Raw genomic sequence first — 12,026 nt, forward strand, 5'->3', positions numbered from 1 at the left:
GTCGAGGTGACTCCCGTTGGCGGGCTACTCCGGCTGAGAACCGACGATGCGCTCGTGCTCGGCGTCGTCGACCGTGCGCGCCTCGTCGACGAGCATCACCGGGATGCCGTCGGAGTCGATGCGGTAGGCGACATGCAGCCGCGGGTTGTAGAGCTCGTCGCCGGCGTCGACCAGCGGACCGTGGTCCTGCGGGCAGGCCAGGCGTTCGCGCACGATCGGGTCGATGGCCTCAGCGCGTGTCGTCACCCGGATCAGCCTAGGGCATTGCGCGTCGAGGACCCGCTCCAGTCCAGCTTCTCCGCCACGGTCCTCGTGTACCTGCGATAGCGCCCTTCGTCGTCGCGATACCAGACGCGCGCACCCGGTTTCGGAAGTCCGTCCTCGACCAGACCGGTGCTGAGCGGGCGGAACGACGCCGACTGCGGGATGTCGTCGACGACGTGGACGAGATGAGGGCGCTCTTCGGCCCGGTACTCCCCCAGCGCGATCCGCAGTTGTGTGACCGTGAGCGAGTCCGGCGTGACCCCGGGCCGGAGGGTCATCGCCGCGACGACGACCTGGCGCCCGGGTTCGCCGACCCCGTAGACGACGACCTGGTCGACGCTCTTCAGTCGGGACAGGGCGTGGGCGATCGGGGGGATGAACACCGGGCCGTCCGCGGTCCGGAGCACGCGGTCGGTCGCTCCGAGGAAGTACAGGTCGCCGTCGGCGTCGCGCACGAACAAGTGACCCGACACCTCCCACCGATCACGCGTCGTGAAGACGTCGCGGAGCACCGTCCCGTTGGTGTCGAACTTGTGCTTGGCCTTGGCGAGGAGCAGACCGGGCTCCCCCGTCTCCGCCCGGCGGACGAAGCCCGAGTCGTCGATGAGCAACCGGTCGCCGACGATGTCGTAGGCCGCGACCTCGACCGGGTTCGTCTCCGGCAGCGGCCGGCCGACGGAGGACAACTTGTCCCCGGAGACGTTCGCGAGGATCGCCGAGCCGTCGGCGGTCGCGAAGAACTCGAGGATGCGCGCGCGGGGGAAACTCGAGCACACGTCCTCCCAGAGTCCCGCCGACATACCCGAGCCCATGAACAACCGGATCGGGTTGTGCTGGTTGATGTGGAAGTCGGGGTCGCGAACGATGCCGCTGAGCATCGACCAGGTGTAGGACACGACGGTGATGCCGTAGCGCTGCACCTCGACGGCGAAGTTCTTGGGATCGATGCCGTTCGACAGCGCGATCCTCGACCGCCCGACCACCGTCGCCCCCAGGGTCGTGAGCAGCCCCGACGCGTGGTGCAGCGGCGGCAGGCAGTACACGGTGTCGCGGTCGGTGAGCGCCGCCGCGGCCGCGGCGCCGAAGGCCGACATCGCGAACCGGTGGTTGGTCACCGGCCACGGGACGAGCTTGCCGTAAGCCCGGCTGAACAGGATGAACGCGAGGTCGCCCGCGAGACCGGGGTCGGGCCGGTACCAGGTCGGCATCACGACTTCGTCGGGATCGATGCGTTCCATGTCGACGATCGACGTGCCGTCCGCACCGTCGATCGCCCGGGAGTCGCCACTGCCGCCGCCGAGTACCAGGACGCGGTCGGAGGCGGTACTGGCGAGATCGAGATTGGTGGGGTCGGTGACGATGACCGAGCTGTCGGCGAGCCGCATCATCTCGCGGACGTCGGCGTCCGCGGCGAGCAGCACCGCCACCGCGCCCAGACGCGAGAGCGCCGCGATGACGACCAGGGCGCTCGGCCGGGTGTCCATCAGGACGCCGATGTGCTGGCCGGGGCGGATGCAGCAGTCGACCAGCCCGGCGACCACGTTGTCGATACGCGTGTTCACCTGGGCGTGGGTGAGCACACGGTTCTCGAAGAGGAACAGTTCCTTGTCGCCGCCGCGCTTGGTGTTCTCGGCCATCAGCTTCGACAGGGAAATGCGCGTCCCGCTCTGGATCTGTCCCAGCCGGAACAATCGCGGGACGGTCCGCACCGACTCCGAGGCGACGGCTCGCGAGGTGCGCTGCAGGGAGTTGGCCAGGCCGAGCAATTCGCGCGAGGCGGCGGTGCCGGCGTCGGCCACCGACCCCACCCCGTGCGTGAGTCGCGACGACAGGCTGACCCCGCCGCCGTGACCCGGCTCGACGAGCGACATCTCGGAGACGAGTTCGGGCCGCGGACCGTTGTCGGAGAGCCAGTTCACCCAGTCGGAGGTCGTCGGCCAGGTGTGTTCACCGGCCGCGCTACCGACCACGAGTCCGAAATGTCCGGCCGGCAAGGTGGATTCGTACACCTCCGCGTCGGGCGCGGCGCGGACAATGCCCCGTACCGCCGCCGGTTGCCCGATGTCGTCGGCATCGCCCACGAACGCGAGCACCGGGCAGGTGATCTCGGCGAGGGACACCAGATCGCCGTTGATCACGAAGCCGCCGGAGACCATGCGGTTGTGCGCCACGAACTGCCGGAGCAGCTCCGCGATCGCCGGGCCGGACCATGCGACCCAGCCGTCGGCCTCCAGGAAGCGGCGCTGGTCCTCCCGTGGCAGCAGCGCCTCACGATCGTGCAGACGGCGCAGGAAGTCGATGCGGCTGCGCACCGTCTTCACCGGATCCAGGAGCTGGAAGCCGGTGCGCGCCATCCAATCCCGCACCCAGAGGTTGCGTGAGAACGCCTTGTCGGCCAGGAACTCGGCCGCCGGGGCCACCAGTCCCGCGGGCAGCCCCAGGGGCAGTGCGGCGAGGACGTCGACGGGGCTGCCGAACGTGATCAGACTCGCGATCCCCTTGGACCGGCGGTAGGCCGCGGTCTGGTAGGCGAACATCCCGCCCTGCGAATACCCGGCGAGGTGGATATCACGGCCGGTCGCCTCGACGATCAGGTCGATCGCGTGGCTGATCGCGACCACGTGGTCGGCGAGATTGCGTTCCATCCCGCCTTCTTCGGAGTCGGGTGAACCGAAGTCGACGACCCACGGCGTGATGCCGTTGCGGTGCAGAATCGACACCGCACCGTTGTGCTCGGTGACGTCATAGACGTTGGCCGACACCATCATCGGCGGCACCAGGACGATGTTCGGACCGGTCGACGGATCGTTCGGGAAATACCGACGCAGCCGGAACATCTTGTGTGTCTCGACGACCGCGAAGGGCGCCGGTTCGGTGCCGGTCTCCAGTCCACCGAACCGCAGCACCTCGAGGCCGTTCTGCGCAGTGGCCAACACCCTGCCGACCACCCCCACGAGATCGGGGCCCCCGTCCCACACCGCCATCGTGTCGATCCTCCCGTCGTCGGTGTACCGGCCTCACCAGCGCGTTGATTGACGCGGCGTCGGTGACACAGGTCACTGTACCCAGTCGTCCGGGATCAGTGGCGCCCGCCGTGCCCAGCGGTCCAGCGTGTCCGGAGATCGGCGGTCTGGGCCGTGACGACGTCGATCTGCCGCCGGACCTGTCCGGGTGCGGTGCCGCCGTGCGCGTTGCGCGACTCGACCGAACCGCGGACGGTCAGGACGTCACGCACCGCCGGCGTCAGCGCCGGATGGACACCGGCCAGCGTCGCGTCGTCGAGTTCGTCCAGGCCGACGCCCCGGGACTCGGCCTCGCGGACACACGCACCCGCGGCCTCGTGCGCCACCCGGAACGGCACGCCCTGTCGGACCATCCATTCGGCGATGTCGGTGGCCAGGGTGAAACCCGCCGGCGCGAGTTCCGCCATGCGATCGGTGTGAAACTCCAGCGTGGCGACCAGGCCGGTCACCGCGGGCAGCAGCAGCTCCAGTTGGGCCACCGCGTCGAAGACCGGTTCCTTGTCCTCCTGCAGGTCCCGGTTGTACGCCAGCGGCTGCGCCTTCAGTGTGGCGAGCAATCCGGTGAGGTCGCCGATGAGACGACCGGCCTTGCCGCGCATCAGTTCGGCGACGTCCGGGTTCTTCTTCTGCGGCATGATCGAGCTGCCGGTGGACCACGCGTCGGCCAGCGTCACGTAGCCGAATTCCGGTGTGCTCCAGATGATCACCTCTTCGGACAACCGGGAGAGGTCGACTGCGATCATCGCGAAGACGAACGCGGCCTCCGCAGCGAAGTCGCGCGATGAGGTGGCGTCGATCGAGTTCTCCGCGGGTGCGTCGAAGCCCAGGTCGGCGGCGATCGCCGCCGGATCGAGGCCCAGGGAGGAGCCGGCCAGGGCGCCGGAACCGTAGGGCGACACCGCGGTTCGACGATCCGCGTCGGCGAGCCGGTCGATGTCGCGCAGGAGTGGTTGCGCGTGCGCCAGCAGATGGTGCCCCAGCAGGACCGGCTGTGCGGCCTGCAGGTGCGTCTTGCCCGGCATGATCGCGTCGGGATGGGCCGCCGCCTGTGCGGTGAGCGCGTCGACGACGTCGAGCAGGCCCAACGCGACCCGCCGCATGGCGGCGCGCAGCCACATCCGGAACAGGGTCGCGACCTGGTCGTTGCGTGAGCGCCCCGCGCGTAACCGGCCCCCGAGTTCGGGACCGACGCGCTCGATCAGGCCACGCTCGAGGGCGCCGTGGACGTCCTCGTCGGACTCGGCCGGCCCGAAGCTGCCGTCGGCGACATCGGCGGCCAGGCGATCGAGCCCGTCGAGCATGCCGGTGAGGTCCTCGGCGGTGAGCAGCCCGGCCTTGTTCAGCACCCGTGCATGCGCTTTGGACGCCTCGATGTCGAACGGGGCCAGGGCCCAGTCGAAATGGGTCGACTTGCTCAGCGCGGCCATCGCCTCCGCCGGTCCACCGGCGAAGCGACCGCCCCAGAGCGAACCCTGGTTGGTCGTCCCGCCGGTCTCCGGGCCGCTGCCGCCGCCGGTGCCCGCACTCACAGATTCAGGTCCCGCTTCGCGGCGATCTTCGACGACAGGCCGTGCAGCTCGACGAAGCCGCGGGCCGCGGACTGATCGAAGGTGTCGCCCTCGTCGTAGGTCGCGAGGTTGAAGTCGTAGAGCGACTCCGAGCTGCGGCGGCCGGTCGCGGCGATCGTGCCGCCGTGCAGGGTCAGCCGGATCTCGCCGGTCACGTGCTCCTGCGTGGAGGCGACGAACGCGTCCAGCGACCGCTTCAGCGGCGAGAACCAGAGACCGTCGTACACCAGCTCGGCCCACTTCTGGTCGGTGCCGCGCTTGTAGCGGCCGAGCTCGCGCTCGATGGTCACGTGCTCGAGTTCTTCGTGTGCGCGGATGAGAACCATGGCGCCGGGCGCCTCGTAGACCTCGCGGCTCTTGATGCCCACCAGGCGGTCCTCGACCACGTCGAGGCGTCCGACGCCCTGGGCGCCGGCCCGACGGTTGAGTTCCTGGATCGCCTCGAGAACGCTCACCGGGCGGCCGTCGATGCTGACCGGGCGGCCCTTGTCGAAGCCGATGATGACCTCGTCAGGCGAGTTCCAGTTGACGGTGGGGTCTTCGGTGTAGTCGTAGACGTCCTTGGTCGGCGCGTTCCACAGGTCCTCGAGGAAGCCGGTCTCGACGGCGCGTCCCCACACGTTCTGGTCAATCGAGAACGGCGACTTCTTGGTCACGTTGATCGGGATGTCGTTCTCCCCGGCGAAGGCGATCGCCTTCTCGCGGGTCCAGGCGTAGTCGCGGACCGGCGCGAGCACCTGCAGATCGGGCGCCAGGGTGGCGAAACCGACTTCGAAGCGGACCTGGTCGTTGCCCTTGCCGGTGCATCCGTGGGCGACGACGGTGCCTCCGTGATCACGGGCGGCGGTGACCAGGTGCTTGGCGATCAGCGGGCGCGACAGCGCCGAGACGAGCGGATAACGATCCATGTAGAGCGCATTCGAGGTGATCGCGCCGAGGCAGTACTCGTCGGCGAACTCGTCGCGGGCATCGACCACGACGGCCTCGACCGCGCCGCAGTCGAGTGCGCGCTGGCGGATGACCTCCATGTCCTCGCCGCCCTGACCGAGGTCGAGTGCCACGGCGACGACCTCTTTGCCGGTCTCCTTCTGGATCCAGCTGATCGCGACCGAGGTGTCCAGGCCGCCCGAGTATGCGAGTACGACACGTTCTGCCATGAGGTGAAGCTCCTGTTCTGCGCGATGACCGAGTCCATCATCGGCCCCGGTGTTCCGACGACACCGCCCGGGTATCCGGTTGGCGGCATCTCGGCTGTTCTTTTGGTGTGGTCTGACGGTTCCGCGGAGGCGGAACCGAGAATGTCGATGCGGCGAGGGTTACACGAGGCCCTCGATCCGGCGGGCGAGTTCCGCTCCGTCGAGCGGCTCGCGCGCGACGACGAAGATCGTGTCGTCCCCGGCGATCGTCCCCACGACGTCGGGCAGGCGCGCCCGGTCGAGCGCAGCCGCCAAGTAGTGCGCGGCGCCCGGGGGCGTTCGCAACACCGCGAGGTTGCCACTGCTGTCGGTCGAGACCAGGAGGTCCGACACGAGCCGGCCGAGCCGGTCGGTGCCGCCGGACACCCCGCGGACGGGCGAACCGTCTTCGGGCACCACGTAGACCCCGGCGCCGCCGTCGGCGGCCCGGAGCTTCACGGCCCCGAGTTCGTCGAGGTCGCGCGACAGGGTGGCCTGGGTGGCGTCGACGCCCTCTTCGGCGAGCAACCGCTGCAGCTCCGACTGGCTGCGGACCTGATGCGTGGACAGGATCTCGATGATGCGCGCATGACGACCCGCCCGGGTGGCGGCGAGGCGGCTTTCCGAGGGTTCGGCTCCGGCGGTCATCGTGGGTGTCCGCTCACTGGTGGTCCAACAGCCAGATCAGCAGCGCCTTCTGCGCATGCAGGCGGTTCTCCGCCTCGTCGAACACGACGCTGCGGGGTCCGTCGATCACCGAGGCCGTGATCTCGTCGCCACGATGGGCCGGCAGGCAGTGCAGCACGATCGCATCATCGGCGGCATGCATGAGCAGGTCATCGTTGATCTGGTACGGCCGGAACGGCGCCGTGCGGTCCTTTCCGTCGTCCTCTTGCCCCATCGACACCCAGGTGTCGGTCACCAGGACGTCGGCCCCCGTCGCGGCGGCGACGGGGTCGGTCTCGAGCGTCACCGAGCCGCCGGTCTGCGCGGCACGCTTCTCGGCGTCGGCGATCACCGCCGGGTCGGGCTGGAAACCGTCCGGCGAGCTGAGGACGACGTGCATGCCGGCCGTGACGCCGCCGAGCGCCAGCGAGTGCGCCATGTTGTTCGCACCGTCACCGAGGTACGTCATCGTCCGACCCGCCGGCGGACCCTTGTGCTCGGCGATCGTATGCAGGTCGGCGAGCACCTGGCAGGGGTGGAACTCGTCGGACAGCGCGTTGACGACCGGCACCGTGGCGGTCGAGGACAGCGCTTCGAGCCGGTCCTGCCCGAACGTCCGCCACACGATGGCGTCGACGAAGCGGGACAGGACGAGGCCGGTGTCCTCCAGGGTCTCCTCGCGGCCGAGCTGTGTCGTCCGGCCGTCGACGACGACCGCATGACCGCCGAGCTGGGCGATGCCGACCTCGAACGAGAACCGGGTGCGGGTGGAGTTCTTGTCGAAGATCACCCCGACCCCGCGGGGGCCCTCCAGCGGCCGGAAGTCGAACGGCTTCGCCTTGACCTCGGCCGCGAGTGCGAGCACCTCGGCCTGCTCGGCCGGGGTCAGGTCGTCGTCGCGCAGGAAATGTCTGGTCATGGCTTGTCCCCCTCGTTCGATGTGGCGGCGGTGTCGAGCAGTGTCGGTAGCGCGCGCACGAAATCCTGTCCCTGCTCCTCGGTGAGGATCAGCGGCGGGGCCAGGCGCAGGACGTCGGGCGCGGGTGCGTTGATCAGGAACCCCGCGTCCCGGGCGGCGGCCTCGACGCGCTGCGAGAGCGGCTGCGTCAGCACGACACCGAGCAACAGGCCGGATCCACGCACATGCGAGACCAGCGGATGCTGCAGGTCCTCGATGCCGGTCGCGATCGACTTCCCCACCGCGGCAACGGAATCGAGGAGACCGTCGGCTTCGATGACCCTCAGGACGGCCAGCGCGGCGGCCGCACTGACCGGATTGCCACCGAAAGTGGTGCCGTGCTGGCCCGGCCCGAACAGGTCGGCCGCCGGGCCGGTGGCGATACACGCACCGATGGGGAGGCCACCGCCCAGCCCCTTCGCAAGCGTCATCACATCGGGGACCACGCCCACCTGCTGATGGGCGAAGAACGTACCGGTGCGGGCGACGCCGGTCTGCACCTCGTCGAGAATCAGCAGCGCGCCGCGCTCCTCGGTGATCCGGCGAGCGGCCGCCAGGTAGTCGGCCGGGGGCACGACGACGCCGGCCTCGCCGAGGATCGGTTCGAGGATCACCGCGGCGGTCTGGTCGGTGACCATGGCGTCGAGCGCGTCGACGTCACCGTAGGGAACGAACCGGACGCCCGGCGGCATCGGTTCGAACGGAGTGCGTTTGGCGGGCTGACCGGTCATCGCGAGCGCACCCATGGTGCGTCCGTGGAAGGCCTGCTCCGCCGCGACGATCTCGGGCCGTCCGGTCCGTCGGGCCAGTTTGAACGCGGCCTCGTTCGCCTCGGTGCCGGAGTTGCAGAAGAACACGCGACCCGGATGGCCGAACCGGCCGAGCAACGCCTCGGCGAGTTCGACGACGGGCGGGGCGATGTACAGATTCGACACGTGTCCGAGTGTCTGGAGCTGGCGGGTGACCGCGTCGACGATCGCCGGATGGGCGTGGCCGAGGGCGTTCACCGCGATCCCGCCGAGCAGGTCGAGGTAGCGCTTGCCATCGGCGTCGGTGACATACGCTCCCGAGCCCTCCACCAGGGCGATCGGGGGTGTGCCGTAGTTGTTCATCAGCGACTGTGCCCAGCGCTGCTGCAGTGGCGCGGTCATGCGTCCTCCTCAGGCACGACGACGGTGGTGCCGGTCGAGCTCTCGGTCAACAGTTCGGCCAGCACGGAATGGGCGACACGCCCGTCGATCACGTGTGCGCGGTCGACGCCGCCGGTGACGGCGCGGAGGCAGGCCTCCATCTTGGGGACCATGCCGGAGTCCAGCGACGGCAACAGCTCGGTGAGTGTGTCGGTGTCGATCTGGGACACCAGGGATCCGCGGTCGGGCCAGTCCGTGTACAGGCCTTCGACATCGGTCAGCATCACCAGCCGGGACGCCCCCAACGCCTCGGCGAGAGCACCGGCCGCGGTGTCGGCGTTGATGTTGTGCACCACCCCATCGCGGTCCGGCGCGATCGTCGAGACGACCGGGATGCGGCCGGCGGCAACCAGATCCAGCACCGCCGAGGTGTTGACCGACGCGATGTCGCCGACGAGGCCGATGTCGGTGGGAACCCCCTCGACGAGCACCGTGCGCCGCGTCGCGGTGAACAGGTGGGCATCCTCACCGGTGATGCCGACGGCATACGGTCCGTGCGAGTTGATCAGGCCCACGAGCTCCCGCCCGACCTGACCGAAGAGAACCATGCGGGCGACGTCCATGACCTCGGGGGTCGTCACCCGGAATCCGCCCTTGAACTCACCCGAGAGTCCCAGTCGCTTCAGCATCGCCGAGATCTGCGGGCCACCACCGTGCACCACCACGGGATGCATGCCGCAGGCGCGCAGAAAGACCATGTCCGCCGCGAACGCCTTCTTCAACTCGTCGTCGATCATGGCGTTGCCGCCGTACTTGACGACGACGGTCGCACCGGCGAGTCGCTGCAGCGCGGGCAGGGCCTCGGCGAGGACCTTCGCCTTGGCCAGGCCGGCCGCGGGGTCGATCGGGTGGACGCCCGATTTTGTCTCACTCATGACGAATACGCCGAGTTCTCTTCGACGTACGCATGGGAGAGGTCGGTGGTCCGGACACTGGCCGCCGACTCTCCCAGCTTCAGGTCGACGACGACGGCGATGTCGGGGCCGGACAAGTCCACATCTCGCGCGCCCTCGACCCCGAAACCGTTCTCGCACACCGGGTTGCCATTGAACGACACCGCGATCCGGTCGGGGTCGACGGTGACCGGCGCGGCGCCGACCGCGGCGAGTACGCGTCCCCAGTTGGGGTCCGATCCGAACAGGGCGGTCTTCACCAGCGAATCTCGCGCGACGGCACGGGCGACGGTCAGCGCGTCGTCCTCGATGTGCGCCCCGGTGACCGTGATGACGACCCGCTTCGTGACACCCTCGGCGTCGGCCATCATCTGGGCGGCGAGATCGTCGCAGACGGCGAACACCGCGTCGTCGAGATCGCTCTGCTCGACCGGGATCTGGCTGGCGCCCGAGCTCAGCAGCAGAACCGTGTCGTTCGTCGAGCACGAGCCGTCGATGTCGAGCCGGTCGAAGGTGCGTGCCGTCGCCCTGCGCAAGGCGGTGTCGAGCTGCTCGGCGGTGGCCACCGCGTCGGTCGTGAGCACGACCAGCATCGTCGCCAGCGACGGTGCCAGCATTCCGGCGCCCTTGCCCATACCGCCCACGTTCCACCCCTGCGGGTGGTGCAGCGCAGCCTGTTTGGGGACGGTGTCGGTGGTCATGATCGCGTGGGCCGCGTCGGTGCCGCCGGACAGGCCGCCGCCCATGTCCTGGACGATCTCGGTGACCCCGGCGAGGACCTTGTCCATCGGCAGCCGGTCGCCGATCAGTCCGGTGGAGCACACCGCGACCTCCACGGCGCCCGTGCTGGTCCCCCAGTTGCTGAGCGCGTCGGCCACCGCCTCCGCGGTCTTGTGGGTGTCCTGGAAGCCGCCCGGTCCGGTACAGGCGTTCGCGCCGCCGGAGTTGAGGATCACGGTGCGCAGCCGGCCGGTGGTGAGGACCTGCTGTGACCACAGCACCGGTGCCGCCTTCACCTGGTTGCGGGTGAAGACGCCGGCGGCGGAATGGTCGGGGCCCTCGTTGAAGACGAGTGCGAGGTCGAGCGCACCCGACGCCTTGATGCCCGCCGCGATTCCGGCGGCCCGGAACCCCAGGGGCGCGGTGACGCCCTGGTTCCGCACGAGCCGCGGGTGATCTCCGGGAGCGCCGCCCTCGATCCGGTCCTGCTCTGTTTCCGCGCTGCCCTGCGATCCGGTCACGGTGCCACTCCCACGGTGCTCAGTCCCTCGTTCTCGGTCCAGCCCAGCGCCAGGTTCATCGATTGGACCGCGGCGCCGCCGGTCCCCTTGGTCAGGTTGTCGACCGCGCCGACGACCACGAGGGTCTGTGCGCGTTCGTCGACGGTCACGCCGAGCTGGACGGCGTTGGAGCCGATCACCGAACCGGTGGCAGGCAGCCGCCCCTCCGGCAGCACGTGCACGAATTCCTCGTCCGCATAGGCCTTCTCGTAGACCGCCCGGGCCTCCTCCGCGGTGGCCCCGGTGCGCGCGGTGCACGTCGCGAGGATGCCGCGGGCCATCGGGGCGAGGATGGGCGTGAACGAGACGGTCACCGGCTGTTCCGCGGCGGCCGAGAGCGCCTGGGAGATCTCCGGCGTGTGCCGGTGGACCCCGCCCACGCCGTAGGCCCGCGCGGACCCGATGACCTCGGACGCCAGCAGGTCGACCTTGGGCGACCGTCCGGCACCCGATGCCCCGCTCACCGCGACGACGGTCACGTGCGGATCGGCGATGCCCGCGGCGATGGCCGGGAGCAACGACAGGATCGACACCGTCGGATAGCAACCGGGCACCGCGATCCGGCTCGCGTCCCGGAGCGCCTCCCGGTTGCCGGGCAACTCGGGCAGACCATACGGCCAGGTCCCGGCATGGTCTCCGCCGTAGTACGACGTCCATTCACCGGCGTCGCGCAACCGGAAGTCGGCCCCGCAGTCGATGATCAGCGTCGTCGGCGGCAGGGCACCGGCGATCACCGCGGATGCGCCATGCGGCAGGCCCAGGAAGACGACGTCGTGTCCGGCGAGGATCTCCGGTGTCGTGTCCTCCAGGACCCGGTCGGCCAGCGGGAGCAGATGGGGATGGTGCGCACCCAGGAGCGTCCCGGCATTGCCACCCGCGGTGAGCGCGCCGATCTCGAGTTCGCCGGATCGCAGACGGGGGTGCCCGCACAGCAACCGGAGTATCTCGCCACCCGCGTAGCCGCTCGCGCCGGCCACCGCCACCCTCACCTTGCTTGTCGAAGCCATGT

10 protein-coding genes are annotated in these 12,026 nt (G+C 69.7%); all 10 read right to left on the reverse strand.

What is annotated here, in order from left to right; all coding sequences use genetic code 11:
* Nucleotides 1–24: 24 nt before the first annotated feature.
* Nucleotides 25–246, reverse strand: a complete 222-nt coding sequence (locus GR168_RS13600; RefSeq protein ID WP_058253839.1) for a Trm112 family protein — start codon at nucleotides 244–246, stop codon at nucleotides 25–27.
* Between the two features lie 5 nt (nucleotides 247–251).
* A complete protein-coding gene (locus tag GR168_RS13605) occupies nucleotides 252–3,248 on the reverse strand; it encodes an AMP-binding protein (RefSeq protein WP_159370964.1) in 2,997 nt (998 codons plus the stop codon).
* Between the two features lie 95 nt (nucleotides 3,249–3,343).
* Entirely contained in the window at nucleotides 3,344–4,816 is a 1,473-nt protein-coding gene (gene argH / locus GR168_RS13610) for an argininosuccinate lyase (RefSeq protein WP_058253841.1), read from the reverse strand.
* The gene (locus GR168_RS13615; protein WP_058253842.1) at nucleotides 4,813–6,012 is read right to left on the reverse strand and encodes an argininosuccinate synthase; all 1,200 of its coding nucleotides are present in this window, start codon (nucleotides 6,010–6,012) and stop codon (nucleotides 4,813–4,815) included. Before GR168_RS13615 ends, argH begins: the two co-directional genes overlap by 4 nt.
* Before the next feature lie 159 nt (nucleotides 6,013–6,171).
* The gene (locus GR168_RS13620) at nucleotides 6,172–6,678 is read right to left on the reverse strand and encodes an arginine repressor (protein ID WP_010844368.1); all 507 of its coding nucleotides are present in this window, start codon (nucleotides 6,676–6,678) and stop codon (nucleotides 6,172–6,174) included.
* 13 nt (nucleotides 6,679–6,691) lie between these two features.
* Nucleotides 6,692–7,615 (reverse strand): ornithine carbamoyltransferase, encoded by a 924-nt coding sequence (argF, locus tag GR168_RS13625; RefSeq protein ID WP_159370965.1) that lies wholly within the window; start codon nucleotides 7,613–7,615, stop codon nucleotides 6,692–6,694.
* Entirely contained in the window at nucleotides 7,612–8,805 is a 1,194-nt protein-coding gene (locus tag GR168_RS13630; RefSeq protein WP_137810674.1) for an acetylornithine transaminase, read from the reverse strand. Before GR168_RS13630 ends, argF begins: the two co-directional genes overlap by 4 nt.
* Complete coding sequence (gene argB / locus GR168_RS13635; protein ID WP_159370966.1) at nucleotides 8,802–9,719, reverse strand: acetylglutamate kinase; 918 nt, start codon at nucleotides 9,717–9,719, stop codon at nucleotides 8,802–8,804. The genes GR168_RS13630 and argB overlap by 4 nt, the downstream gene beginning before the upstream one ends.
* Nucleotides 9,716–10,978: a bifunctional glutamate N-acetyltransferase/amino-acid acetyltransferase ArgJ gene (gene argJ, locus GR168_RS13640; RefSeq protein ID WP_159370967.1), complete on the reverse strand. Its 1,263-nt coding sequence runs from the start codon at nucleotides 10,976–10,978 to the stop codon at nucleotides 9,716–9,718. Before argJ ends, argB begins: the two co-directional genes overlap by 4 nt.
* Complete coding sequence (argC, locus tag GR168_RS13645) at nucleotides 10,975–12,024, reverse strand: N-acetyl-gamma-glutamyl-phosphate reductase (protein WP_159370968.1); 1,050 nt, start codon at nucleotides 12,022–12,024, stop codon at nucleotides 10,975–10,977. The genes argJ and argC overlap by 4 nt, the downstream gene beginning before the upstream one ends.
* Nucleotides 12,025–12,026: the final 2 nt, after the last annotated feature.

Origin of the sequence: Gordonia sp. JH63 (genome assembly GCF_009856645.1) — a bacterium.
Taxonomy (GTDB): domain Bacteria; phylum Actinomycetota; class Actinomycetes; order Mycobacteriales; family Mycobacteriaceae; genus Gordonia; species Gordonia hongkongensis.

Bases quoted from the DNA above. Each gene is read 5' to 3' on its own strand.
- GR168_RS13605 (WP_159370964.1), bottom strand. From the start codon at position 3,248: ATGGCGGTGTGGGACGGGGGCCCCGATCTCGTGGGGGTGGTCGGCAGG.
- GR168_RS13615 (WP_058253842.1), bottom strand. From the start codon at position 6,012: ATGGCAGAACGTGTCGTACTCGCATACTCGGGCGGCCTGGACACCTCG.
- GR168_RS13630 (WP_137810674.1), bottom strand. From the start codon at position 8,805: ATGACCGCGCCACTGCAGCAGCGCTGGGCACAGTCGCTGATGAACAAC.
- argC (WP_159370968.1), bottom strand. From the start codon at position 12,024: ATGGCTTCGACAAGCAAGGTGAGGGTGGCGGTGGCCGGCGCGAGCGGC.
- argF (WP_159370965.1), bottom strand. From the start codon at position 7,615: ATGACCAGACATTTCCTGCGCGACGACGACCTGACCCCGGCCGAGCAG.
- GR168_RS13620 (WP_010844368.1), bottom strand. From the start codon at position 6,678: ATGACCGCCGGAGCCGAACCCTCGGAAAGCCGCCTCGCCGCCACCCGG.
- argB (WP_159370966.1), bottom strand. From the start codon at position 9,719: ATGAGTGAGACAAAATCGGGCGTCCACCCGATCGACCCCGCGGCCGGC.